Annotated in this window: 25 protein-coding genes; 15 read left to right on the forward strand and 10 right to left on the reverse strand. The window is 63.6% G+C overall.

Annotation, left to right across the window (positions count from 1 at the left end):
- Both ACQKPE_RS15490 and ACQKPE_RS15495 read right to left on the reverse strand, forming a co-directional pair.
- Positions 1-666 (reverse strand): Bug family tripartite tricarboxylate transporter substrate binding protein (locus ACQKPE_RS15490; protein WP_427667155.1); only part of this gene is annotated, 666 nt, incomplete at its 3' end.
- A 28-nt stretch (positions 667-694) separates the two neighbouring features.
- Entirely contained in the window at positions 695-1,984 is a 1,290-nt protein-coding gene (locus ACQKPE_RS15495; RefSeq protein WP_427667157.1) for an OprD family porin, read from the reverse strand.
- Between the two features lie 202 nt (positions 1,985-2,186).
- Between ACQKPE_RS15495 and ACQKPE_RS15500 the strand changes: the two genes are divergently transcribed.
- Positions 2,187-2,858: a response regulator gene (locus ACQKPE_RS15500; protein WP_375100520.1), complete on the forward strand. Its 672-nt coding sequence runs from the start codon at positions 2,187-2,189 to the stop codon at positions 2,856-2,858.
- Positions 2,851-4,230 (forward strand): sensor histidine kinase, encoded by a 1,380-nt coding sequence (locus tag ACQKPE_RS15505; RefSeq protein WP_427667159.1) that lies wholly within the window; start codon positions 2,851-2,853, stop codon positions 4,228-4,230. Before ACQKPE_RS15500 ends, ACQKPE_RS15505 begins: the two co-directional genes overlap by 8 nt.
- A gap of 30 nt (positions 4,231-4,260) precedes the next feature.
- Here ACQKPE_RS15505 and ACQKPE_RS15510 read toward each other — a convergent pair whose 3' ends face one another.
- The gene (locus ACQKPE_RS15510) at positions 4,261-5,070 is read right to left on the reverse strand and encodes an HDOD domain-containing protein (protein WP_427667161.1); all 810 of its coding nucleotides are present in this window, start codon (positions 5,068-5,070) and stop codon (positions 4,261-4,263) included.
- Positions 5,071-5,125: 55 nt separating this feature from the next.
- Positions 5,126-6,067, reverse strand: a complete 942-nt coding sequence (locus ACQKPE_RS15515) for a YgfZ/GcvT domain-containing protein (protein WP_427667163.1) — start codon at positions 6,065-6,067, stop codon at positions 5,126-5,128.
- 133 nt (positions 6,068-6,200) lie between these two features.
- On the opposite strand from ACQKPE_RS15515, the gene ACQKPE_RS15520 reads away from it, so the two are divergent.
- Together ACQKPE_RS15520 and ACQKPE_RS15525 are read left to right on the forward strand one after the other, a co-directional pair.
- Entirely contained in the window at positions 6,201-6,455 is a 255-nt protein-coding gene (locus ACQKPE_RS15520; protein WP_427667165.1) for a succinate dehydrogenase assembly factor 2, read from the forward strand.
- A complete protein-coding gene (locus ACQKPE_RS15525) occupies positions 6,439-6,900 on the forward strand; it encodes a protein YgfX (protein ID WP_427667167.1) in 462 nt (153 codons plus the stop codon). The genes ACQKPE_RS15520 and ACQKPE_RS15525 overlap by 17 nt, the downstream gene beginning before the upstream one ends.
- 21 nt (positions 6,901-6,921) lie before the next feature.
- Here the strand turns inward: ACQKPE_RS15525 and nadB are convergent, their stop codons facing one another.
- Entirely contained in the window at positions 6,922-8,526 is a 1,605-nt protein-coding gene (gene nadB / locus ACQKPE_RS15530; protein ID WP_427667168.1) for an L-aspartate oxidase, read from the reverse strand.
- Positions 8,527-8,963: 437 nt separating this feature from the next.
- Here nadB and rpoE point away from each other — a divergent pair, with 437 nt between their 5' ends.
- The 4 genes from rpoE (at position 8,964) to ACQKPE_RS15550 (ending at position 12,752) form a co-directional block, all read left to right on the forward strand.
- Positions 8,964-9,545, forward strand: coding sequence for an RNA polymerase sigma factor RpoE (rpoE, locus tag ACQKPE_RS15535; RefSeq protein WP_003252049.1), 582 nt, complete (start codon positions 8,964-8,966; stop codon positions 9,543-9,545).
- A 32-nt stretch (positions 9,546-9,577) separates the two neighbouring features.
- Entirely contained in the window at positions 9,578-10,171 is a 594-nt protein-coding gene (locus tag ACQKPE_RS15540; protein ID WP_427667170.1) for a sigma-E factor negative regulatory protein, read from the forward strand.
- A gap of 8 nt (positions 10,172-10,179) precedes the next feature.
- On the forward strand, positions 10,180-11,145 hold the full coding sequence (locus ACQKPE_RS15545; protein WP_427667172.1) for a MucB/RseB C-terminal domain-containing protein: 966 nt from the start codon (positions 10,180-10,182) through the stop codon (positions 11,143-11,145).
- A 206-nt stretch (positions 11,146-11,351) separates the two neighbouring features.
- A complete protein-coding gene (locus ACQKPE_RS15550; RefSeq protein ID WP_427667210.1) occupies positions 11,352-12,752 on the forward strand; it encodes a DegQ family serine endoprotease in 1,401 nt (466 codons plus the stop codon).
- A gap of 77 nt (positions 12,753-12,829) precedes the next feature.
- Here ACQKPE_RS15550 and ACQKPE_RS15555 read toward each other — a convergent pair whose 3' ends face one another.
- Complete coding sequence (locus ACQKPE_RS15555; RefSeq protein ID WP_427667174.1) at positions 12,830-14,014, reverse strand: hypothetical protein; 1,185 nt, start codon at positions 14,012-14,014, stop codon at positions 12,830-12,832.
- Positions 14,015-14,219: 205 nt separating this feature from the next.
- Between ACQKPE_RS15555 and lepA the strand changes: the two genes are divergently transcribed.
- The 6 genes from lepA to pdxJ all read left to right on the forward strand — a co-directional run bounded on the left by lepA (position 14,220) and on the right by pdxJ (position 20,214).
- A complete protein-coding gene (gene lepA / locus ACQKPE_RS15560; RefSeq protein ID WP_427667176.1) occupies positions 14,220-16,019 on the forward strand; it encodes a translation elongation factor 4 in 1,800 nt (599 codons plus the stop codon).
- A gap of 5 nt (positions 16,020-16,024) precedes the next feature.
- Entirely contained in the window at positions 16,025-16,879 is an 855-nt protein-coding gene (gene lepB, locus ACQKPE_RS15565; protein WP_427667178.1) for a signal peptidase I, read from the forward strand.
- Positions 16,880-17,038: 159 nt separating this feature from the next.
- Positions 17,039-17,728, forward strand: a complete 690-nt coding sequence (gene rnc / locus ACQKPE_RS15570; protein WP_375100509.1) for a ribonuclease III — start codon at positions 17,039-17,041, stop codon at positions 17,726-17,728.
- Positions 17,721-18,623 carry a GTPase Era gene (gene era / locus ACQKPE_RS15575; RefSeq protein WP_427667180.1) on the forward strand — a complete coding sequence of 301 codons (903 nt, stop codon included), beginning with the start codon at positions 17,721-17,723 and terminating at the stop codon, positions 18,621-18,623. Before rnc ends, era begins: the two co-directional genes overlap by 8 nt.
- A gap of 122 nt (positions 18,624-18,745) precedes the next feature.
- Positions 18,746-19,429 (forward strand): DNA repair protein RecO, encoded by a 684-nt coding sequence (gene recO, locus ACQKPE_RS15580; RefSeq protein WP_427667182.1) that lies wholly within the window; start codon positions 18,746-18,748, stop codon positions 19,427-19,429.
- 62 nt (positions 19,430-19,491) lie between these two features.
- Entirely contained in the window at positions 19,492-20,214 is a 723-nt protein-coding gene (pdxJ, locus tag ACQKPE_RS15585; RefSeq protein ID WP_427667212.1) for a pyridoxine 5'-phosphate synthase, read from the forward strand.
- Between the two features lie 60 nt (positions 20,215-20,274).
- On the opposite strand, the gene ACQKPE_RS15590 is transcribed toward pdxJ, so the two are convergent.
- Both ACQKPE_RS15590 and ACQKPE_RS15595 read right to left on the reverse strand, forming a co-directional pair.
- Complete coding sequence (locus tag ACQKPE_RS15590) at positions 20,275-21,660, reverse strand: heavy metal sensor histidine kinase (protein ID WP_427667184.1); 1,386 nt, start codon at positions 21,658-21,660, stop codon at positions 20,275-20,277.
- On the reverse strand, positions 21,657-22,331 hold the full coding sequence (locus tag ACQKPE_RS15595) for a heavy metal response regulator transcription factor (RefSeq protein WP_427667186.1): 675 nt from the start codon (positions 22,329-22,331) through the stop codon (positions 21,657-21,659). Before ACQKPE_RS15595 ends, ACQKPE_RS15590 begins: the two co-directional genes overlap by 4 nt.
- A gap of 254 nt (positions 22,332-22,585) precedes the next feature.
- Between ACQKPE_RS15595 and ACQKPE_RS15600 the strand changes: the two genes are divergently transcribed.
- Positions 22,586-22,792 carry a hypothetical protein gene (locus ACQKPE_RS15600; RefSeq protein ID WP_427667188.1) on the forward strand — a complete coding sequence of 69 codons (207 nt, stop codon included), beginning with the start codon at positions 22,586-22,588 and terminating at the stop codon, positions 22,790-22,792.
- A 68-nt stretch (positions 22,793-22,860) separates the two neighbouring features.
- Here ACQKPE_RS15600 and cmoB read toward each other — a convergent pair whose 3' ends face one another.
- Complete coding sequence (gene cmoB / locus ACQKPE_RS15605; protein WP_427667190.1) at positions 22,861-23,817, reverse strand: tRNA 5-methoxyuridine(34)/uridine 5-oxyacetic acid(34) synthase CmoB; 957 nt, start codon at positions 23,815-23,817, stop codon at positions 22,861-22,863.
- Positions 23,814-24,557 (reverse strand): carboxy-S-adenosyl-L-methionine synthase CmoA, encoded by a 744-nt coding sequence (cmoA, locus tag ACQKPE_RS15610; protein ID WP_427667192.1) that lies wholly within the window; start codon positions 24,555-24,557, stop codon positions 23,814-23,816. The genes cmoB and cmoA overlap by 4 nt, the downstream gene beginning before the upstream one ends.
- Positions 24,558-24,577: the final 20 nt, after the last annotated feature.

Genomic DNA, 24,577 nt, shown 5'->3' on the forward strand with positions numbered 1-24,577 from the left:
GTTGCCGGCCTGAATGTGCGGCATGGAGTCGGAGATGTCGGTGGAGCCCACCTGGATGTGCCCGCCCAGCAGCGCGGTGGCGATTTCGCCGCCGCCTTCCAGGGCGACGTAGCGCAGGTCGCGCGGGTTGATACCGGCGGCCTTGGCGATCAAGGCGGTCTGCATCCAGTCCTGGCTGCCGACGGTACCGCCGGAGCCGATCACCACTTTGCTCGGGTCTTTCTTCAGCGCGGCGACCAGGTCGTCCAGGGTCTTGTAGGGGGAGTCGGTTTTCACCGCGATAGCACCGTAGCTGGTGCCGACCGCTGCCAGCCACTTCACCGCGTTCTCGTCGAAGCGGCCGAACTTGCCCTGGGCCAGGTTCAGCAACGAACCGCTGGACCACGCCACCAGGGTGCCGGCGTCGCCCGGACGCTGGGCGACCACGGCGTTGTAGGCCACCGCGCCGACACCGCCAGGCATGTAGGTGACGCGCATGGGCTTGCTGAGGATCTTTTCTTCGACCAGCGCGCTTTGCACCAGCTTGCAGGTCAGGTCGAAACCACCACCGGGCGAGGCCGGGGCGATGCACTCGGGACGTTTCGGTTCAGCGGCCAGGGCGTTGCCGGCAAGCAGCAGGCACCCGGTGGCGAGGACGAGGCGGCGTAATGAAAGGTTCATCGACAATCTCCGTACGTGTTGTTGTTATCGGGGGTTACCACAGGGCCAGGCTGTAGCTCACCAGCAGGCGCACTTCATCGGCGTCGCGGGCGAAGTTCGAACGGAACGTGGCGTTGCGCAGGCGCACGGCGACGTTTTTCAACGGCCCGCTCTGTACCACGTACTTGAACTCGGTGTTGCGCTCCCACTCCTTGCCCTCGCTGCCATCGGCGCGGCTGACGTTGTCGCCGCTGAGGTAGCGGGTCATGAAAGTCAGGCCGGGGATGCCCAGGGCGGCGAAGTTGTAGTCGTAGCGCGCTTGCCAGGAGCGCTCATCCGCGCCTGCGAAGTCGTTGATCTGCACGAAGTTGGTCAGGTAGGGGTCGGCGCCGTCGATGTAGGGGAAGGCGCTGTCGCCCGACAGGTGCTGGTAGGCGGCGCTGAACTTGTGACCGCCCAGGGCGTAGCTGAACATGCCGTTGACGGTGGTGTTGTCGATCTTGCCGGCCAGGGCCGAGCCTTGCTCGTCACTCTTGGACAGGCGCAGGTCGGCGCCGAAGGTGCCTGGGCCCCAGGGCTGGGTGGCGACCATGCCAAGGAAGTGCTGGCGGTAGATGTCGTCGAGCTGGGCGAAGTGGTAGCTGCCGGTGATGCGGTCGGTGAACTTGTAGTCCAGGCCGCCGAGGTCGTAGTGGTCGGACGAGAACGTGCCACCGAAGCGGCCGTTCTTGTTGTTCAGCGCCAGGTCTTCCCAGTTGGTGTCGTTGCGGTCCTTGGCCTTTTCCAGGCGCCCGCCGGTGAAGGTGAGGTTCTTGATCTCGTTGGAAGTCAGCAGCCCGCCTTCGAAGGTTTGCGGCAGGATGCGCCCGTCGTTGGGCTGCAGGGTCGGCAGTTCCGGGATCAGCGTGCCGACCTTGAGTTCGGTCTTGGACACCTTGACCTTGCCAGTCAGGCCGAGCTTGGAATATTCGTCGGCGGCCTTGCCGTTGTCATGGGTCGGCAACAGGCCGGTGTCGGTGCGGTCGGGGCTGGAGTCGAGCTTGATGCCGAGCATGCCCAGTGCGTCCAGGCCAAAGCCCACGGTGCCGTCGGTGTAGCCGGATTCGAAATTGAGCATGAAGCCCTGGGCCCATTCGTCGCGCTTGGATTGCTGCGCGCTGGTGCCGTCGCGGAAGTCGCGGTTGAAATACATGTTGCGGGTTTCGAAGGTGGCCGTGCTGTCTTCGAAGAAGGCGGCCTGGCTCATGGGGGCGACGCCTGCGAGGGCGAGTGCGCTGGCAATGGCGCTGGGGCGAGCGGAAAAGGTTCGAATAGGCGTGAACGCCTGCGGCTGCATGGACTGCATCGTCGACTGACTCCGTTTATTGTTCTTATTGGTATGCACCTTGCTGGTGCTTTTTTCGGCGCGTGGAGCGACCGTGGTGCGATGCTAGGCCGTCAACCTTTCGCTAACCTTTCAACGTGAAAGGTTTGTTACAAGGGGCTTCACAGCTTTGATGACGGCGGTACACTCCGCGCCACCGTCCTACCCGAGCAGGGAGAAACCGATGCGTGTGCTGCTGGTCGAAGACCATCTGCAACTGGCTGAAAGCGTGGCCCAGGCCCTCAAGAGCCAAGGCTTGACCGTGGATGTGCTGCACGATGGCGTGGCCGCCGACCTGGCCCTGGCCAGCGAGGACTATGCCGTGGCGGTGCTGGATGTCGGCCTGCCGCGCCTGGATGGCTTCGAAGTGCTGGCGCGCTTGCGTTCGCGTGGCAAGACCCTGCCGGTGCTGATGCTCACCGCCCGCAGCGACGTCAAGGACCGCGTGCACGGCCTGAACCTGGGGGCCGACGATTACCTGGCCAAGCCGTTCGAGCTGACCGAGCTGGAGGCGCGGGTCAAGGCCCTGCTACGCCGCAGCGTGCTTGGCGGTGAGCGCCAGCAGCGCTGCGGGCCGCTGGTCTACGACCTCGACGCCCGGCGCTTCAGCCTTGGTGAAGAGCCACTGACCCTGACCTCCCGCGAGCAAAGCGTGCTCGAGGCGCTGATCGCCCGCCCAGGCCGGGTGATGAGCAAGGAGCAGCTCGCCGCCCAGGTGTTCGGCCTGGATGAGGAAGCCAGCCCCGACGCCATCGAGATCTACGTGCACCGCCTGCGCAAGAAGCTCGATGGCCACCCGGTTGCCATCGTTACTTTCCGTGGCCTCGGCTACCTGCTCGAGCACCGCGATGCGTGACGCCGGCAGCCTGCGCGGGCGCCTACTGGGCAACCTGGCGCTGCTGCTGGTGGTGCTGATGCTGGCCAGCGGCCTGAGCGCCTACTGGAATGGTCGAGAAGCCGCCGACACCGCCTATGACCGCACCCTGCTGGCCTCGGCGCGGACCATCGCCGCCGGCCTCTCGCAGCGTGATGGCACCCTCAGCGCCGACGTGCCCTACGTGGCGCTGGACACCTTCGCCTACGACAGCGCCGGGCGTATCTACTACCAGGTGCTGGACATCAACCAGAAGCTGATTTCCGGCTACGAGAACCTGCCGCCGCCACCGCCCGGCACACCGCGCACCGACGACTACCCGGCGCTGGCGCGCTTCTACAACGCCACCTACCTGGGGCAGGACGTGCGTGTGGTGAGCCTGCTGAAGGCGGTGAGCGAGCCGAACATGAATGGCATGGCCGAGATTCGCGTGGCCGAGACTGAAGAGGCGCGGGTCAGCATGGCCCGTGGCCTGATGGCCGATACCCTGCTGCGCCTGGGGATGCTGGCGTTGGGTGCGCTGGGCATGGTGTGGTTCGCTGTCAGCGCCGCGCTGCGCCCGCTGGAGCGTCTGCGCAGTGCGGTGGAAGAGCGCCAGCCCGACGACCTGCGGGCCTTGCCGGTGGTGCAGGTACAGCACGAGTTAGGGCCCTTGGTACGGGCCTTGAACCACTTCACCGAGCGCTTGCGCGGGCAGTTCGAGCGTCAGGCGCAGTTCATCGCCGATGCTGCCCACGAGCTACGCACGCCGCTGGCGGCGCTCAAGGCGCGGGTCGAGCTGGGCCTGCGTTCGCGCGAGCCGCAGGAATGGCAGCAGACCCTCGAAGCGGCCGCCCAGGGCACCGACCGCCTGACCCACCTGGCCAACCAGTTGCTGTCGTTGGCGCGGGTGGAAAACGGCGCGCGGGCCATCGCCGAGGGCGGCGCCCAACGCCTGGACCTGAGCCAGCTGGCGCGCGAGCTGGGCATGGCCATGGCACCGTTGGCCCATGCCCGAGGCGTGGCCTTGGCGCTGGAGGCCGAAGCACCGGTGTGGCTCAAGGGCGAGCCGACCTTGCTCAACGAGTTGCTTAGCAACCTGGTGGACAACGCCCTGGCCCATACCCCGGCGGGCGGCAATGTGATTTTGCGGGTGCTGGCGCCGGCGGTGCTGGAAGTGGAAGACGACGGGCCGGGCATTCCCGAGGCGGAACGCGAGCGGGTGTTCGAGCGCTTCTACCGTCGTAGTGCGCAGGGCAGTGGACTGGGGCTGGCGATCGTCGGCGAGATTTGCCGGGCGCACCTGGCGCAAATCAGCCTGCACGATGGCGAGAAAGGCGGGTTGAAGGTGCGGGTGAGCTTTATCGCTGACTGAAAAGGGGGGCATGGCGCCCCCTTTGGGTCGTCAGCCGCGCAGCATTTCCCGCGCTTCGAGCAGCTCCATCAGGTCCAGTTCCTTGCCGGGAGGCAGGCGCAGGTGATGGTAGGCGGGTAGGGTGGTCAACGGCCTGCCGCGGCCGCGCAGGCTGAGGGAGCGGGCGATCTGCACGATGCCGATGTAGTCGATGTTGTCGGTCTCGCGCTCCAAGTCCTGGACCTGGCTGGGCAGCTTGACCAGCTGCTCGGGAAACTCCCAGGTGCTGAGGATCTTGTCGCCCAGCACCGGCTGGATCTGTTCGATCACGTAATGCAGGCACACCGGGTCCGACAACAGCTCGTTGTGCTCCTCGGCGTAGATCAGCACCGGCAGCGCGCCGATCTGATGCACCAGCCCGCCGAGGGTCGCCTGGTCAGGTTTGAGGTGGGTGTACCTGCGGCAGATTTCATAGCTGATACCGGCCACTTCCAGGCTGTTTTCCCAGATATCACGCAGTTTCTGCTCCACGGAAGGGGAGCGGGCGTGGAAGATCTGCTCGATGACCAGGCCAATGGCCAGGTTGCAGCTGTAGTTAACGCCCAGTCGCGTAATTGCGGTGTGCAGGTCGGTGACCTCTACCATCGCTCGCAGCAGGGGGCTGTTCACGACCTTGATCAGACGTGCGGACAGCGCCGCATCGCGGCCGATCACACGGCTCAGGGCGGCGACACTGATCTCGCTGTCCTCGGCCGCCTCGCGGATGCTCAGGGCAACCTCGGGAAGCGTGGGCAGGACCAGATCGTCGTTATCGATGGCGGCCAGCAGTTGCGCTTGGACCATCTCGGCCAGCTTGTTCATGGACTTCTCTACCGCAGTGGTGGAACGGCCCCGTCAGGCAGGCGGGGCATACAGGTCAGCGCTGGATTTCCCGGTCGCGGTCCAGTTCGTAAGGCAGTTCGAGCAGTGTCAGGCGAGGGCCTTCCAGGCTGCCCAGGTGCAGGTTGTCGTCTTCCACCGCATCGGCACTGAGCACCGCCAGCAGCTCGCAGCCCGCACCATTGCGCGCGGCGATCACCACTTCACCCACGGAGGAGCCGTGGGTGGGCGAGAAGATCTCGGCGCCCGGTGGTGGCGGCTGCTCCCCTGGCAGCGCCAGGCGATACTGACGGCGCTTGAGCTTGCCCAGGTACTGCATGCGCGCAACGATTTCCTGGCCGGTGTAGCAGCCTTTCTTGAAACTCACGCCACCGACGGCCTGCAGGTTGATCATCTGTGGGATGAACAACTCGCGGGTCGGGCCCATGACCTGGCCGATACCGGCACGCACCTGTCCCAACAGCCATTGTTCGAGGCTGCCTTGGTCAAGGTGCTGGGCGAGGGTTTCGCGGATATCGGCGGCCTGCTCGGCGGGCGCCCACAACTCCACGCGACCGGCAGATACGCGCACGGCGATCAGCTCCTCGCGACGCACCGTGGCACCGGCCTCTTCAGGTACCTGAAGTGCCAGCGCATCCAGCGCAGCATCTGCCTGCTGCAAGCCGAAGCGCACCCAGGCGGCGCTTTCGTCGGTCAGCGTGGCCTTGGAGAACACCGCGTACTTCTTCAGGTCGGCCAACTGCGTTTCGAGCAGCTCACTGGCCATGGCCAGGAGGTAACCGTTGCCTTGGGGCAGGATGCGGAAGCTGGACTGCATGCGGCCCTTGACCATGCAGCGTGCACCGAGGCTGGCATGCTCGAGGTCGAGGTAGTTGAGGTTGCAGGTCAACTGGCCTTGCAGGAACTTGCCGGCGTCGGAGCCGCGGACGGCGAGGATGCCCTCGTGGGACAAGGGGGTGAAGAAAGCGGAGTCGGCCATGGGTCATCGCGGTTGGTAAAGACTGGCGGCCATCATAGAACGCCGGTAACAAAATAGGTAGGTGACCAGACCAACGCCTTGTACCGCCACCTTGGCGCCGCTGTATACTAGCCGGCCATTCGAGGAGGGCCCCATGGTCGAACAAACTGAACTCAACCGGCTTTTCTGGCACAGCCGCCGCGGCATGCTGGAACTGGACGTACTGCTGGTGCCATTCACCCAGGAGGTCTATGCCACCCTCAGCGAAGGCGACCGCGAGCTGTACCGTCGCCTGCTGACCTGTGAGGATCAGGACATGTTCGGCTGGTTCATGGAGCGCACCGAGTCCGAAGACCTGGAGCTGCAGCGCATGGTTCGCATCATCCTGGACCGTGTCCAGCCCAAGTGACGTCTTCCAGTGCCGTTGGCAGGGCTCGCGCCTGCTGCTGACGGCCTACCTCGTGTGCCTAGCCCTGGCACTTTCGGCATTGTTCCTGGTTGCCCTGCCTACCTGGCTGAAGCTTTCCCTCATCGTTGCCTGCCTTGTCCACTCCTGCTGGGCCATTCCCCGCCAAATCCTGCTGACCCATGCCCATGCCGTCACCGGCCTGCGGCGTGATGCGCGTGGTTGGCAGCTGTTCAGCCAGGGCCGGGGTTGGCAGCCTGTTCGCTTGTGCCCCGACAGCGTGGCGCTGCCGGGTTTGGTGGTGTTGAGGTTCGAGCGCGAAGGGCGCTGGCTGGGGGAGGGGGTGTGCATTCTGCTCGATGGGTTGTCGGCGGACGAGCATCGGCGTTTGCGGGTGCGGTTGAAGTTCAGTCGAAGGCGGTGGGCCAATATTCCGCGCTCGACTTGAGGGCCCTTTCGCGGCGGTCCGTCAGAATGGGCTCAGTACCGTGTCCTTCGCCTCGGCCAGCATCTCTGGATAGTCCAGCGTATAGTGCAGCCCACGGCTTTCCTTGCGCTGCATCGCCGAACGAATCATCAGCTCGGCCACCTGCGCCAGGTTGCGCAGCTCGATCAGGTCGCGGCTGACCTTGTAGTTGCTGTAGAACTCGTCGATCTCGTCCAGCAGCAGGCGCACCCGGTGTTCGGCGCGTTGCAGGCGCTTGTTGGTGCGCACGATGCCCACATAGTCCCACATGAAACGCCGCAGCTCGTCCCAGTTATGCGCGATGATCACGTCTTCATCAGAGTCGGTGACCTGGCTGGCATCCCAGCACGGCAGGGCCTGGGGCATCTGCACCTGGTCCAGATGGGCTTCGATGTCGGCGGCGGCCGCACGCCCATAGACGAAACACTCGAGCAGCGAATTGCTGGCCATGCGGTTGGCGCCATGCAGCCCGGTGAAGCTGGTTTCGCCAATGGCATACAGGCCGGGCACGTCGGTGTGGCCGCGCGCGTCGACCATCACGCCACCACAGGTGTAGTGCGCTGCAGGCACCACCGGGATTGGCTGGCGGGTGATATCGATGCCGAAGGTCAGGCAGCGCTCGTAGACCGTGGGGAAGTGGCTCTTGATGAAGTCGGCGGGCTTGTGGGTAATGTCCAGGTACACGCAGTCCACGCCCAGGCGCTTCATCTCGTGGTCGATGGCGCGGGCCACGATGTCCCGTGGTGCCAGTTCTTCACGCGGGTCGAAGCGTGGCATGAAGCGCTCGCCATTGGGCAGGCGCAGCAGTGCGCCTTCGCCACGGAGGGCTTCGGTTACCAGGAAGCTCTTGGCCTGAGGGTGATACAGGCAGGTGGGGTGGAACTGGTTGAACTCAAGGTTCGCCACCCGGCAACCGGCGCGCCACGCCATGGCAATGCCATCACCGCAGGCGCCGTCCGGGTTGCTGGTATAGAGGTAGACCTTGGCGGCGCCGCCGGTGGCCAACACGGTGAAGCGCGCGCCGAAGGTGTCCACCTCGCCGCTGTTGCGGTCCAGCACGTAGGCGCCCAGGCAGCGCTCGCCGGCAAGCCCCAGGCGCCGCTCGGTAATCAGGTCGACCGCCACGCGCTGCTCCAGCAGCTCGATGTTCGGGCGTTGGCGGGCCTGCTCCAGCAAGGTGGTGAAGATCGCCGCGCCGGTAGCGTCGGCAGCATGGATAATGCGCCGGTGACTGTGGCCGCCTTCGCGGGTCAGGTGGAATTCGAAGCCGCCATCATCGACGCTGGCGTGTTCGTCACGGGTGAACGGCACGCCTTGTTCGATCAGCCATTCGATGGCCTCGCGACTGTGCTCCACGGTGAAGCGTACCGCATCCTCGTGGCACAGGCCGCCGCCAGCGTTGAGGGTGTCTTCGACGTGAGATTGCACGGTGTCGGTGTCGTCCAGCACCGCGGCAACGCCGCCTTGGGCCCAGAAGGTGGATCCGTTGGCCAGGTCACCCTTGCTCAGTACGGCAATGCGCAGGTTGGCCGGAAGGTTCAGTGCCAGGCTGAGACCGGCGGCGCCGCTGCCGATCACCAGGACATCGTGTTGGAATTGTTTGCTCATGTCGGGACACTAGTAATCAAGAGGGGGGGCGCGGCACAATAGTCAGGCACAGATGGCATTGTGAAACTATCGTGAAAAGTGGCCGGGCAGCCTTTATAGCAGCCCCTTGGGCCGGATTTCCAATGGTCCATGCACGGTAGTGGCGATCTTTGTGGGAACTTTCCTGCACCCCGGGAAATCTCATCAAGGCTGCCCGCACGCCATATTTTGCCGCGGCGACGCCAGGCAGTAGCCCTATCCGGGGCAACACCTGCGTATCCGATTCACCGATTATCGACGTAGCCGGCAGCGACCGTGCTGCGTCTTTCGTGCGAGCCGACCAAGGGCCGCAGGAAACTTGCTTGGAGGGGAGAACTTTTGCGCAAAGCCCGAGTCTATGGTTGCAAGCCTGAACGATGGCTGTTGCAGCGCTCCTTCGAGTTCACTGAGGAGTGTTCATGCTAACCCAGGAAGAGGATCAGCAGCTTGTCGAGCGTGTCCAGCGTGGTGACAGGCGAGCGTTTGATCTGTTGGTGCTGAAGTATCAGCACAAGATTCTCGGGTTGATCGTGCGGTTCGTTCACGACACCCACGAAGCCCAGGATGTGGCGCAGGAGGCCTTTATCAAGGCTTATCGTGCGCTTGGCAATTTCCGCGGTGACAGCGCGTTCTATACCTGGCTGTACCGCATCGCCATCAACACGGCGAAGAACTACCTGGTGTCCCGTGGAAGACGGCCGCCAGACAGCGATGTGAGCTCCGAGGATGCGGAGTTTTACGACGGCGATCATGGTCTCAAGGATCTCGAGTCCCCAGAGCGCTCGTTGTTGCGGGATGAAATCGAAGGCACTGTCCATCGCACCATCCAGCAACTGCCTGAAGATTTGCGTACGGCCCTGACCCTGCGTGAGTTCGACGGTCTGAGTTACGAGGACATTGCCAGCGTCATGCAATGCCCGGTGGGTACCGTGCGCTCTCGAATCTTTCGCGCTCGGGAGGCCATAGATAAAGCCCTGCAGCCGTTGTTGCAGGAAACCTGAGACAGCGGCGATAGCCAAGAGAGGAAACCGCCATGAGTCGTGAAGCTTTGCAGGAATCGCTGTCCGCGGTGATGGATAACGAAGCGGACGAACTGGAACTTCGTCGGGTGCTGAGCGCCGTCGACGATGCCGAAACCCGTGCGACCTGGTCTCGTTACCAAGTCGCCCGTGCAGCGATGCACAAGGAGCTGTTGCTGCCCAAGCTGGACATCGCCTCGGCGGTATCCGCTGCACTGGCTGACGAAGCCGTGCCGGCCAAGGTCAAGAGCGGCCCATGGCGTAGTGTGGGTCGCCTGGCGGTAGCGGCCTCGGTGACCGTTGCTGTGCTGGCTGGTGTGCGCCTGTACAACCAGGACGAAATCACCGGCGCCGAGCTGGCTTCGCAGCAACCTGCCCAACAGGGGCTGACGCTGCCACAAGCACAAGGCCCGGCCGTTCTGGCAGGCTATAGTGAGAGCAGTGAGCAACCGACCGGGCCAATGGCCAATGGCGTGCTGCAGAACCAGGCCGGCTGGGATCAACGCCTGCCAGGCTACCTGCGCCAGCATGCCCAGGAATCTGCGCTCAAGGGCACTGAAACGGCACTGCCGTATGCCCGAGCCGCCAGCCTGGAAGCCGCTAAGTAAGGAGGAACATGCGCGCGCTACCTCTCCTGTCGATATTGCTCGGCAGCTGTCTGTCGCTGCCAGCATTGGCAGCCAACTCTTCGCCTGAAGCGACCGAGTGGCTGAACAAGCTGGCACGGGCCGAGCAAGAGCAGAGTTACCAGGGTTCCTTCGTCTACGAGCGCAATGGCAGTTTTTCAACCCACGACATCTGGCATCGCGTCCAGGATGGCAAGGTCAGCGAGCGGCTGTTGCAGCTCGATGGCTCAGCCCAGGAAGTCGTGCGTGTTGATGGCAAGGTGCAGTGCGTGAGTGGCTCCCTGGTAAGTGGCGTGGGCACCCCGCCAGACTCGGCGCCGCGCGTCCTCGATCCGCTGAAGCTGATGAGCTGGTACGACCTCAGTGTCGCCGGCAAGTCGCGGGTTGCCGGGCGCGATGCGGTGATCGTCACCCTCAGCCCGCGTGATCAGCATCGCTACGCTTTCGAGCTTCACCTGGACCGCCAGACCGGCCTGCCGCTGCGCTCGTTGATGCTCAACGACAAGGGGCAGTTGCTTGAGCGCTTCCAGATGACCCGCCTGGATACCGATGACCTGCCTGGTGACCGTGACTTGCAGCCCAGTTCGACCTGCAAGGCTGTCGCGCGCGTGGCCAGCACTTCCGCACAAACGGCGGCTGGCTGGCGATCCGATTGGTTGCCACCGGGCTTCGAACTGGTCAACAGTGCCGTGCGTCGTGACGCTCAGCGCAATAGCCAAGTCAGCAGCCTGATGTTCGATGACGGCCTGGCACGTTTCTCGGTGTTTCTCGAGCCGACCAAAGGCGACTCTGGTGTCGATACTCGGGCACAGTTGGGCCCCACCGTCGCGGTCTCGCGCCATCTCAATACCCCCAAGGGCAAGGTGATGGTGACGGTGGTCGGGGAGATTCCGCTGGGCACTGCCGAGCGCGTGGCGTTGTCCATGCGGGCGCAGGATGCCCAGGCCAGTCAATGAGTTTTGCTACTTTTCCTAACAGGTCGCAGAGCATGCGGCTGAAATGAAATTAAAGCATTGTCATTTGCATTCCTTCGGTAAATTTTCTATAGGTCAGGCTCTTCACAGAGTCTGGCCTTTCCTGCTTCTGCAGGGGTCCTACTGCTAACTACGCTCGTTGTGACGGGAGCCGTATGTCAATACCACGCTTGAAAACCTATCTGTCGATGTTCGCCGCCGTGCTGATGCTGGGCCAGGTGCTGACCGCCCAGGCCGAGGAAGCCCTGCCGGACTTCACCACCCTGGTCGAGCAGGCCTCGCCAGCGGTGGTCAACATCAGTACCAAGCAGAAGCTACCAGACCGGCGCATCGCCGCAGGTCAGATGCCTGACCTGGAAGGCCTGCCGCCGATGTTCCGCGAATTCTTCGAACGCAACATGCCGCAACAGCCGCGCTCGCCGCGCGGTGACCGCCAGCGTGAGGCGCAGTCGCTGGGTTCGGGCTTCATCATTTCCAGTGATGGCTACGTCCTGACCAATAACCACGTGGTCGACGATGCCGACGAAATCATCGTCCGTCTGTCCGACCGCAGCGAGCTCCAGGCCAAGCTGGTGGGCACCGACCCTCGTACCGACGTGGCGTTGCTCAAGGTCGACGGCAAGAACCTGCCGATCGTGAAACTGGGCGACTCGCAAAAGCTCAAGGTCGGTGAGTGGGTGCTGGCCATCGGCTCGCCGTTCGGTTTCGACCATTCGGTGACCAAAGGCATCGTCAGCGCCAAGGGCCGTACCCTGCCCAACGACACCTACGTGCCGTTCATCCAGACCGACGTGGCAATCAACCCGGGTAACTCCGGTGGCCCGCTGTTCAACATGAAAGGCGAAGTGGTGGGTATCAACTCGCAGATCTTCACCCGTTCCGGTGGCTTCATGGGCCTGTCGTTCGCCATCCCGATCGATGTGGCGCTGGATGTTTCCAACCAGTTGAAGAAAGACGGCAAGGTCAGCCGTGGCTGGCTCGGCGTGGTGATCCAGGAGGTCAACAAAGACCTGGCCGAGTCCTTCGGCCTCGACAAACCCGCAGGCGCATTGGTAGCCCAGGTACTGGAGAACGGCCCAGCGGCCAAGGGTGGCTTGCAGGTGGGTGACGTGATCCTCAGCCTCAACGGCCAGGCGATCGTCATGTCGGCCGACCTGCCGCACCTGGTCGGTGGCCTGAAGGATGGCGACAAGGCCAAGCTTGAGATTATCCGCGAAGGCAAGCGCCAGAACCTGGACATCACCATTGGTGCGCTGCCGGACGACGATGCCGACATCGGCACCGGTGGCCAGGGTGGCGCGGAGCGCAGCAGCAATCGCCTCGGGGTTTCCGTAGCTGACTTGTCGGATGAGCAGAAGAAATCCCTGGAGCTCAAGGGCGGCGTGGTCATCAAGGAAGTCCAGGATGGCCCGGCGGCGCTCATTGGCCTGCGTCCAGGTGACGTCATCAGCCACCTGAACAACCAGGCGATCAGCAACGCCAAGCAATTCACCGAAATCGCCAAGGACCTGCCGAAGAACCGCTCGGTGTCCATGCGCGTCCTGCGCCAGGGGCGCGCCAGCTTCATTACCTTCAAATTGGCAGAGTAAACCTACGCAAGGTGCCTCGTCAGTGAAAGAAAGCCCGATGCATTGCGCATCGGGCTTTCTTTTTTCAGCGCTATGACTCAGTTCTGAATCGCGGCAACGGTACCGATGACACCTATGACTGCTGTTGCATTGAAGGCGAGCAGGGTGTTGCTGCCGTGATTCAGGCACATCATCGCGTCCGTGATGCCGATGAGTGGCTGTGGCTGGTAGTCATTGTCAGGTGAGCCATCGGCAAGATAACGCTTGTAGGCCAGCCAGCCGCCTTGGCCAAAGGCTATCAGGCGGCCATCTGCATCCAGTGTTGCACTGTGCCAGGCGTTGATTGTGCCTTCCTGCACAGGGCTGGCGTTGTTGAAGGCTGGGTCAGGCGCGCCTTCGGCAGTGAACTGCCAGGCCCATGCCTGGCGCGTTGTGCCAGCCTGCATCTCGCCCAAGGCAATCAAAGCGCCGTTAGGTCTTTGTAGCAGTGTGCTGATGGCGGTGGATTGATCGTCGATGCTCAGCGTGATGAAGCCATTCGTGCCGAATGTCGGGTCGAGTTTGCCGGTGTTGTCGTAGCGAGCAATGAAGCCTTTGCGCTGGCCGTTGAGGCTGTGGGTGCCAGCAACGATAAAGCCATCCTGGCACTCGCTCAGTGCGCAAACCTCATGCTCGCCGGGCATGAGGTCGACATCTATGAAGCTACCGTGCGGGAAACCCGGGTTTCCAGCATGGTCCATGCGATAGATGCGTGGCGCGGGTGCGGGTTGTGCAGTGGTGGATGCCAGGTTGAGCGTGATCATGAGGTGGGTGGCAGACGCGGCGAGCCGCCCGCTGCCGATGACCAGTGCCGAGTTTTCAGGCGTCTGTAGTGCAAACTCCTTTTCCAGGCCTTTTCCGTCCTTGGAAAACACGGCGCATTTGGGCTGAGGAGCCGGTTGCGCTGGGTTGGCAGTGAGCCCGAGCATGACGATCGAGCCGTCACCTAGGGTCGCAAGTGCTTCAGGTTGTGCGTGTTCGTTTGGGTCGAAGCGGCCGACGAGCAGGCCGTTGTCACCAAAGGTAGGGTCCTGGCTGCCATCAGAAGCAAGGCGAACGATGCCATAGTGCCTGCCGCCGCGCTCGTCCGCCGCCAGGGTTGCAACAAGGATATGGTCGTCCTGCCGAGCCATGCCTGCGACGTTGCGTGGGAGCATGGGGGCGAACACCGGTGGAATTTCGACAATACCGTTCTGGCCAAATGATTGGTCGAAATCGCCGGGTTGTGTGTTTGCATTTTTCACGTTACTGAACCTCCGAGATAGGAAGTCGTGAGCCTAGGGGCGTGGTCTTGCCCAAGGTACTCGCAGAAATGTCGGGTAACGTGCATCTGGAGCTTTTCGACCCGCGGGCCGATAGAGGAATCTCCCATAACCTTGCAGCTTAAGGTACAATTCCCGGCTATTTTTCGGCGGGCGTCCGGCTCGCAGCCTTTTCGAGTGTTGACCCGTGAGTGATTTGAGTCATATCCGCAATTTCTCCATCATCGCCCACATCGACCATGGCAAGTCGACGCTGGCCGACCGTTTCATCCAGATGTGCGGTGGCCTGACGGCACGCGAAATGGAAGCCCAGGTCCTTGACTCCATGGACCTCGAGCGCGAGCGCGGTATCACCATCAAGGCCCACAGCGTCACGCTGCATTACAAGGCCCAGGACGGCAAGACCTACCAGCTGAACTTCATCGACACCCCCGGCCACGTCGACTTCACCTATGAAGTCAGCCGTTCCCTCGCAGCGTGCGAAGGCGCACTGCTGGTGGTCGATGCCGGCCAGGGCGTCGAGGCCCAGTCCGTGGCCAACTGCTACACCGCCATCGAGCAAGGCCTCGAGGTCATGCCGGTGCTGAACAAGATGGACCTGCCCCAGGCCGACCCGGACCGCGTCAAGGACGAGATCGAGAAGATCATCGGCATCGACGCCACCGACGCCGTGGCGTGCAGCGCCAAGAGCGGCATGGGCGTGGACGAGGTACTGGAGCGCCTGGTGCAGACCATTCCCGCACCGGAAGGCGATATCGAAGCGCCGTTGCAGGCGCTGATCATCGACTCCTGGTTCGACAACTACCTGGGCGTCGTCTCCCTGGTGCGCGTGCGTCATGGCCGGGTGAAGAAGGGCGACAAGATCCTGGTCAAGTCCACCGGCAAGGTGCACCTGGTCGACAGCGTGGGTGTCTTCACCCCGAAGCACACTCAGACCGCCGACCTCAAGGCCGGCGAAGTGGGCTTCATCATCGCCAGCATCAAGGACATTCACGGCGCGCCGGTGGGTGACACCCTGACCCTCTCGTCGACCCCTGAAGTCGCCGTGCTGCCAGGCTTCAAGAAGATCCAGCCGCAGGTCTACGCCGGTCTGTTCCCGGTCAGCTCCGACGACTTCGAAGACTTCCGCGACGCCCTGCAAAAGCTCACGCTCAACGACTCGTCGCTGCAATACATGCCGGAAAGCTCCGACGCCCTGGGCTTCGGCTTCCGTTGCGGCTTCCTCGGCATGCTGCACATGGAGATCATCCAGGAGCGCCTGGAGCGCGAGTACGACCTGGACCTGATCACCACTGCGCCCAGCGTAATCTACGAGCTCGAGCTCAAGACCGGCGAAACCATCGTCGTCGACAACCCCTCGAAGCTGCCTGACGTTTCAGCCGTCGCCGATTTCCGCGAGCCGATCGTCACCGCGACCATCCTCGTGCCTCAGGAACACCTGGGCAACGTCATCACCCTGTGCATCGAGAAGCGTGGCGTGCAGCGCGACATGCAGTTCCTCGGCAGTCAGGTGCAGGTGCGCTACGACCTGCCGATGAACGAAGTGGTGCTGGACTTCTTCGACAAGCTCAAGTCCACCAGCCGCGGCTATGCCTCGCTGGACTACCACTTCGATCGCTACCAGTCGGCCAACCTGGTCAAGCTGGACGTGCTGATCAACGGTGACAAGGTCGATGCCCTGGCATTGATCGTGCATCGCGACAACGCTGCCTATAAAGGCCGCGCGTTGACCGAGAAGATGAAGGAACTGATTCCTCGACAGATGTTCGATGTGGCGATCCAGGCAGCCATTGGCGGCCAGATCATCGCGCGGACGACCGTCAAGGCGCTCAGAAAGAACGTACTGGCTAAATGCTACGGTGGCGACGTGAGCCGTAAGAAGAAGCTGCTGGAAAAGCAGAAGGCCGGTAAGAAACGCATGAAGCAAGTGGGCAACGTGGAAATTCCACAGGAAGCCTTCCTTGCTGTGCTCAGGTTGGATAGCTAGGTCCTATGTCGCTAAATTTCCCGCTGTTGCTCGTCATCGCCGTCGCCGTCTGTGGCTTGTTGGGCTTGATCGACCTGCTGTTCCTGGCCCCGCGCCGGCGAGCGGCGGTCGCCAATTACCAGGGTAGCGTCAACCAGCCTGAAATGGCCGTGGTCGAGCGCCTGAACAAGGAGCCATTGCTGGTCGAGTACGGCAAATCGTTCTTCCCGGTGTTGTTCATCGTGCTGGTGCTGCGTTCGTTCCTGGTCGAGCCTTTCCAGATTCCTTCGGGGTCGATGAAGCCGACCCTGGAAGTGGGCGATTTCATCCTGGTGAACAAGTTCTCCTATGGCATTCGCCTGCCGGTGATCGACAAGAAGGTCATCGAAGTGGGTGACCCGCAGCGTGGCGATGTCATGGTGTTCCGCTACCCCAGCGACCCGAACGTCAACTACATCAAGCGTGTCGTCGGCCTGCCGGGTGACGTGGTGCGCTACACCAGCGACAAGCGGCTGTTCGTCAACGGCCAGCCGATTGCCGAGCAACTGGTCGGCACCGAGGCCGGTTCCCTGGGCAGCGCCGAGCTGTACAAGGAAAAACTCGGCGCGGCCGAGCACCTGATCCGCAAGGAAATGAGCCGCTACCGCATGCCGCCGGACCAGCAATGGACCGTGCCGGCCGGCCACTACTTCATGGTGGGCGACAACCGCGACAACTCCAACGACAGCCGTTACTGGGACGACCCGAACATTCCCAAGGAACTGCACGGCATGGTCCCGGACCGCAATATCGTCGGCAAGGCCTTCGCCGTCTGGTTGAGCTGGCCCGAGCCCAAGCTCAGCCACTTCCCCAACTTGTCCCGGGTTGGCCTGATCCACTGATACCCTTCGGCGCTGCCTGTCAGGCAGCGCCGATTGCATTTCTGACATAGGCTGTGTTCTCAGGGATCGGGAAACTCGTCGTTTTTGAACGACCAATCACAGCCAAACAGTCTCTCAGGATGTTGATTTGAACGCTTCTACTACACCACGGGTGGCCCCATGAGTGCTTCCCTTGCCCGCCTTGAGCGCAAGCTCGGCTACACCTTCAAAGACCAGGAGCAGATGCTGCTGGCATTGACCCACCGCAGCTACGCCGGGCGTAACAACGAGCGCCTGGAGTTCCTGGGTGACTCGATCCTCAACTTCGTCGCCGCCGAGGCACTGTTCGAGCGCTTCCCGCAGGCCCGCGAAGGCCAGCTGTCGCGCTTGCGCGCGCGCCTGGTGAAGGGCGAGACCCTGGCCCGACTGGCACGTGGCTTCGACCTGGGCGAGTACCTGCGCCTGGGTTCGGGTGAGCTCAAGAGCGGCGGTTTTCGCCGCGAGTCGATCCTGGCTGATGCCCTGGAAGCGCTGATTGGCGCCATCTACCTGGATGCCGACATGGACACCGCCCGCGAGCGCATCCTGGCCTGGCTGACCGATGAGTTCGATGGCCTGACCTTGGTCGATACCAACAAAGACCCCAAGACCCGCCTGCAGGAGTTCCTGCAGTCGCGTGGTTGCGAGCTGCCGCGCTACGAAGTGGTGGACATCCAGGGCGAACCGCACTGCCGCACCTTCTTCGTCGAATGCGAAGTGGTGCTGCTGAACAACAAGAGCCGTGGCCAGGGCGTAAGCCGGCGTATCGCCGAGCAAGTCGCCGCGGCATCGGCACTGATCGCCCTGGGCGTGGAGAATGGCAATGACTGACAACAACCCGACCCGCTGCGGCTACGTGGCTATCGTCGGCCGCCCGAACGTGGGCAAGTCGACCTTGCTCAACCACATCCTCGGGCAGAAGCTGGCGATCACCTCGCGCAAGCCGCAGACCACCCGTCACAACATGCTCGGCATCAAGACCGAAGGTGATGTTCAGGCGATCTACGTTGACACCCCCGGCATGCACAAGGCCAACGACAAGGCCCTGAACCGCTACATGAACCGCAACGCTTCGGCGGCCTTGAAGGACGTCGACGTGGTGATCTTCGTGGTCGACCGTACCCGCTGGACCGACGAGGACCAGCTGGTACTGGAGCGCGTGCAGTACGTCAGTGGCCCGGTGATCCTGGCGGTCAACAAGACCGACCGGATCGAGGAAAAAGCCGAGCTGATCCCGCACCTGCAATGGCTCCAGGAGCAGTTGCCGAACGCCGAGGTGGTGCCGATTTCCGCCCAGCAGGGACATAACCTCGACGCCCTCGAAGCGCTGATCGCCAAGCACCTGCCGGAGAATGAACATTTCTTCCCCGAAGACCAGATCACCGACCGCAGCAGCCGCTTCCTCGCCGCCGAATTGGTGCGCGAGAAGATCATGCGCCAGCTGGGCGCTGAGCTGCCGTACCAGATCACCGTGGAAATTGAGGAATTCAAGCAGCAGGGGCATGTACTGCATATCCATGCGCTGATCCTGGTGGAACGTGACGGGCAGAAGAAGATCATCATCGGCGACAAGGGCGAGCGCATCAAACGCATTGGCTCCGAGGCGCGCAAGGACATGGAGACGCTGTTCGACGCCAAGGTGATGCTTAACCTGTGGGTCAAGGTCAAGGGCGGCTGGTCCGACGACGAGCGCGCCTTGCGTTCGCTGGGCTACGGCGACCTGTAAAGGCTCGAGCAATCGGCATGCCCTGTAGGAGCGGGCTTGCCCGCGAATGCGATGGTGAATTCACTGACGTATTCGCGGGCAAGCCCGCTCCTACACGTTCATCTGGCCTTCAGAGATAGCGCATGGAACAGCCCACCGCCCAACCCGCCTACGTGCTGCACAGCCGCGCCTACAAGGAAACCAGCGCTCTGGTGGACTTCCTCACGCCCCAGGGCCGTGTGCGCGCCGTGCTGCGCCGTGCCCGTGGCAAGGCAGGCAGCCCGGTCAGGCCCTTCGTGCCGCTGGAAGTGGAATTGCGCGGGCGTGGCGAGCTGAAGAACGTCGGTCGCCTGGACACCACCGGGCTTGCCGCCTGGCTGCATGGCGATGCGCTGTTCAGCGGCCTGTACCTCAACGAACTGCTGATGCGCCTGCTGCCCGCCGAGGCGCCGCACCCGGCGCTGTTCGAGCACTACACCCTGACCTTGCAGGCCCTGGCCAGTGGGCGGCCATTGGAGCCCTTGCTGCGTTCGTTCGAATGGCGCCTGCTGGATGAGCTCGGTTACGCCTTCGCGCTGGACCAGGACGTGAATGGCCACCCGGTCGTGACCGATGGCCTGTACCGCCTGCAAGTGGATGCTGGGCTCGAGCGGGTCGAGCTGTTCCAGCCAGGGCTGTTCGGCGGCACCGAGTTGCTGGCGCTGGCCGAGGCCGACTGGAACGCCCCTGGTGCGCTGCTGGCCGCCAAGCGCCTGATGCGCCAGGCACTGGCGGTGCACCTGGGGCCCAAGCCGCTGGTCAGCCGGGAACTGTTTCGCAAGCGCTGAGCACATCGTATGCTGTGGCGCTAAATCTTCAGGAGAACCCTTCCGTGACTCACAGCAACCGCATGCTTCTCGGCGTCAACATCGACCACGTGGCGACCCTGCGCCAGGCCCGGGGTACCCGTTACCCAGACCCGGTCAAGGCCGCGCTGGACGCCGAAGAAGCGGGTGCCGACGGCATCACCGTGCACCTGCGCGAAGACCGTCGGCATATCCAGGAGCGCGACGTGCTGTTGCTCAAGGACGTGCTGCAGACCCGCATGAACTTCGAGATGGGCGTCACCGAGGAAATGATGGCTTTCGCCGAGCGCATTCGCCCGGCGCATATCTGCCTGGTGCCGGAGACCCGCCAGGAGCTGACCACCGAGGGTGGCCTGGACGTGGCGGGCCAGGAAGCGCGAATCAAGGCGGCGGTGGAGCGTCTGGTGCGTACTGGCGCTGAAGTGTCGCTGTTCATCGATGCCGATGAGCGGCAGATCGAAGCCTCGCGCCGTGTCGGTGCCCCGGCCATCGAGCTGCACACCGGGCGCTACGCGGATGCCGAAACGCCTACCGAGGTGGCCGAGGAACTCAAGCGCATCGCCGATGGCGTGGCGTTTGGCGTGGGTCAGGGCCTGATCGTCAATGCAGGCCATGGCCTGCATTACCATAACGTCGAGGCGGTGGCGGCGATCAAGGGCATCAATGAGCTGAACATTGGTCATGCGCTGGTGGCGCATGCGCTGTTCGTCGGTTTCAAGGCCGCAGTGGCAGAGATGAAGGCGCTGATCGTCGCGGCCTCGCGCTGACCGGTGACCGTGTCGGCCTCTTCGCGCCGAACCGCCGCGAAGAGGCCGACACAGGCGGCATCACTCTGACTGAAACACCAAGGTAAACCGCGTAGGCCCCTGCGGCAGGCTGCTCACCTCAACCCGCCCACCATGCAGTTGCATGATCGAAGCCACGATCGCCAACCCCAACCCAGTACCGCCCTCCAGCCGCGACCGCCCACACCCCACCCGATAGAAACGCTCGAATAGTTGCGGCAGATGTTCCTGGGCGATCCCTGCGCCCTGGTTCTCCACCCACAGCCACACCTCGCCGCCATGCCGCTCGACACCTACCTCCACCACCTGCCCATCAGGGCTGTGGCGTATGGCATTGCTCAACAGGTTGGACAGCGCCCGTTGCAGCATCAACCGGTCGACCATCGCCGTGCCCCAGCCCTGCACATGCAGTTCGATGTCCTTGAGCTCGGCACTGAAGGCGAACAGCTCGCCCACCCGGGCCACCTCGTCTGCCAGCGCCAGTGGCTTGAGGGTGATTTCGGCCTGGGGCTGGCTGGCCTGGGCGAGGAACAGCATGTCGTTGATGATGCGGTTCAGCCGGGTCAGTTCCTCGATGCTGTCTTCCAGCGCTTCGCGGTAGTGTGCGCTGTCCCGCTCGCGCCCCAGGGTGACCTGGGCCTTGCCCATCAGGTTGCTGATGGGGGTGCGCAGCTCGTGGGCCAGGTCGTCGGAGAACTGCGACAGCTGGCGCACGCCCTGGTCGAGGCGGTCGAGCATGACGTTGATGCTGGCCGCAAGCTCGGCCAGTTCCTGGGGCAGGCCGCTGCCTGGCAAGCGATGGGTCAGCGTTTGGGCCGAGACCTGCCCGGCAATGCGCCGGAACCGGCGCAGCGGGCTCAGGCCGCGTTGCACCAGCTTCCAGGCCGCGAAGCCGATCAGCAGCAACAGCACCGGCAGGGCCAGCAGGGTGGAGTTCAGGTAGGCCTGCAACAGTGCGTTGTCGTCGGCGCGGTCGAGGGTCATGGTGACGCGTACCGGGGTGTCGTCGCGCAGGCGCATCAGGCGGCTGGCGCTGAGCAACTCGCGGCCTTCGCCGTCTTTCCAGGAACGGAACGCCAGCTGTTCACCGACCTCGAGCTGGCGCAAGGTTTCGGCCTGTAGCGCAGGCCCCAGGCTCAGCAGCGGCGGGTGGCGGCTGCTCGTGGCGAGCACGTTGAGGCTGAGATTGTCATGGCCCATCACCAGGTCGAGCAGCGGGTGGGCGCGAGCGGCCAGGTCGCCGCTGCGCAGATCGACGCGCAAGTTATGTTCGACCTGCAGCATCTTGCGCGCCAGGTCGCGGTGGGCGCGGCTGTCCAGTTCGTGGTCGAGGGCGAACACAGCAAGGCACGCCAGTAGCAAAACCAGCGCTGCGCCCATCAGGGTGACTGAAAGGCCCAGGCGCAAGGACAGGCTGGTGTTTCTCACGCACGTGCCTCGAGTACATAGCCAACACCACGCAGGGTATGGATGAGCTTGTCTTCGAACGGGTCGTCGATCTTCGCCCGCAGGCGACGGATCGACACCTCTACCACGTTGGTGTCGCAATCGAAGTTCATGTCCCACACCAGCGAGATGATCTGCGTGCGCGACAGCACCTCGCCGCTCTGGCGCATCAAGAGGTGCAGAAGGGCGAACTCCTTGGCGGTGAGGTCGATGCGCTGCCCGGCGCGCCAGGCGCGATGACGGCCGGGGTCGAGCTCGAGGTCCGCCACTTTCAGGGTGCTGGGTTGCAGGTGCTGGTCGGTGCGTCGCAGCAGGCTGCGGATACGCGCCAGCAACTCGGGGAATTCGAACGGCTTGAGCAGGTAGTCGTCGGCGCCCAGGTCCAGGCCCTTGACCCGGTCGGCCAGGCGGCCGTGGGCGGTGAGCATCATGATGCGCGTGGACGACTCGGCGCGCAGCCGTTGCAGGACGCCCCAGCCGTCCAGTTCAGGCAGGTTGACGTCGAGGATCACCAGGTCATAGGCGTGCTGGCGGGCCAGGTGCAGGCCGTCGGTGCCGGTGTGGGCGCAATCGACCACGTAGCCGTTTTCGCGCAGGCCTTGTTGCAGGTAGTCCGCGGTGCGGGGTTCGTCCTCGACGATCAGTAGGCGCATGGGGAGCGGGCTCGGCAGGAGAAAGGTCGTGATTCTCGACCTTGTAGCGGGTTCAGGGTCAAGGGGCAGGATGTTACGCCATGGCGTGGTGGCGGTTGCGCAGATTGCAAATTTGTAATGTTCGGGTCATGTGCCTGAAAGGCCTGCCCCCTCGCAAGGCGAGCCTTGCAGCACTGTAATGTGCGGCTCACCTTCGCGTTAGCTTGCCCGGCCTAGGATGGCGCTGTCTGAAATGCGACTACGAGGCAAGCACGATGAACCTGAGCAAATACCTGCTGCTGGCGATCCTCGCCCTGGGCAGCTCCACGGCGCTGGCCGAGGGCGGCGCCGAGCGCTCCCAGCAGTTCTGGGCGGCGTTCCGCGAGGACCAGCAGCGACTGCATGGCGACCGGCAAAAAGCCGTCGCCGAGAGCACGCGCCAGCAACCGCACGAAAAGGCCCGCCAGGTGGCCAAGGATTGACTGCACGCCCCTGCGCCACTGCGCTCCGGTAGTGCAGGGAGGTTTGGGCGCCCCTAGGGGCGCCTGTTTTATTTACGCGCCAGCAAGGTAGCGCGGCGCGGCGCTGGCAGCCCTTCGATCGTGCGGCTGTGGTCGTTGGGGTCGAGGAAGTCGCCGAGCGACTGGTAGCGCATCCAGTCGGTGCTGCGTTGTTCCTCGATGCTGGTCACGCTCACGTCCACGCAGCGCACATCGCTGAAGCCCGCCCGCCGCAACCAGCGCTCCAAGGCCGGTACCGACGGCAGGAACCATACGTTGCGCATCTGCGCGTAGCGATCTTCTGGCACCAGCACCTGGCTTTCATCGCCTTCGATCACCAAGGTTTCCAGCACCAGTTCACCGCCCTTGACCAGGCAGTCCTTGAGCGCCAGCAGGTGCTCGATGGGTGAGCGGCGGTGGTAGAACACGCCCATGGAGAACACCGTGTCGAAGCCTTCGAGGTTGGCGGGCAGCTCTTCCAGGGCGAAGGGCAGGTGCCAGGCGGGCAGCTCCGGCAGGTATTTCTGTACGGCCTGGAACTGGCAGAAGAACAACCAGTTCGGGTCTACGCCGATGACCATGTCGGCGCCGGCGCCGAGCATGCGCCACTGGTAGTAGCCGTTGCCGCAGCCTACGTCGAGCACGCGCTTGCCGGCCAGGTCCAGGTGCGGGGCGACCCGCGACCATTTCCAGTCCGAGCGCCACTCGGTGTCGACATGCACGCCGAACAGCTCGAACGGCCCTTTGCGCCAGGGCGAAAGGCCCATCAGTGCGGCGCGCAGTTGCGCGCGGGTGGCGTCGTCGCAGTCGCTGTCCAGGCGCAGGGCGTCGGCCAGGTCTATTTCGCTCGGTTGTAGCTCGGGCAAGGCTTGCAGCGCGCCGCGCCAGCGGTCGAGGTCGCCATGGCCTTTCTCAAGCTTGGCTTCGAGTTGCGCAGACAGGCCCTGCGACCAGGCTGCCAGCGGGGTGCCCGCCAGGCGGCGGACGAGGGGGGAGAGGTCGATCATGGCAGGGCAATCAGCGAGGCGAAGTTCAGGCATTGGAACCACGGCACCACCTTGGAGAACCCGGCGGCGTGCAGTCGCTCGCGATGGGCTTCAAGGGTGTCGGGTTTCATCACGTTTTCGATGGCACTGCGCTTCTGGGCGATTTCCAGGTCGCTGTAGCCGTTGGCGCGCTTGAAGTCCAGGTGCAGGTCGTTGAGCAGCGCCTGTTCCTGGTCGTCGGCGAAGCGCAGTTTTTCCGAAAGAATCAAGGCACCGCCTGGCAGCAGTGCCTGGCGGATGGTGCCGAGCAGCGCCAGGCGCTGTTCGGGGGCGATGAACTGCAAGGTGAAGTTCATCGCCACGACCGAGGCCGGCTGCAACGGCAAGGCCAGGATATCGGCTTCCAGCACCTGCACCGGCAGCAGTTCCTGGAACATCGAGTCCTGGGCGGTGAGGTACTGGCGGCAGCGTTCCACCATGGCCGCGGAGTTGTCCACGGCGATCACCCGGCAACCTTCGGCGCGCACGTGGCGGCGCAGCGACTGGGTCACTGCACCCAGTGAGGCGCCGAGGTCGTACAGGGCGGTGTTCGGCTGGGCGAAACGTGCGGCGAGCACGCCGAGGTTCTCGACGATGGTCGGGTAGCCGGGCACCGAGCGCTTGATCATGTCCGGGAACACGCGCACCACGTCTTCGTTGAAGACGAAGTCGGGTACCTGCTCCAGGGGTTGGGCGAATAGGCGGTCGGGTTCTTTGCTCACGGCAGGTCCAGGTTCAACGG

The organism is Pseudomonas sp. NPDC089554 (assembly GCF_050280645.1).
GTDB lineage: Bacteria > Pseudomonadota > Gammaproteobacteria > Pseudomonadales > Pseudomonadaceae > Aquipseudomonas.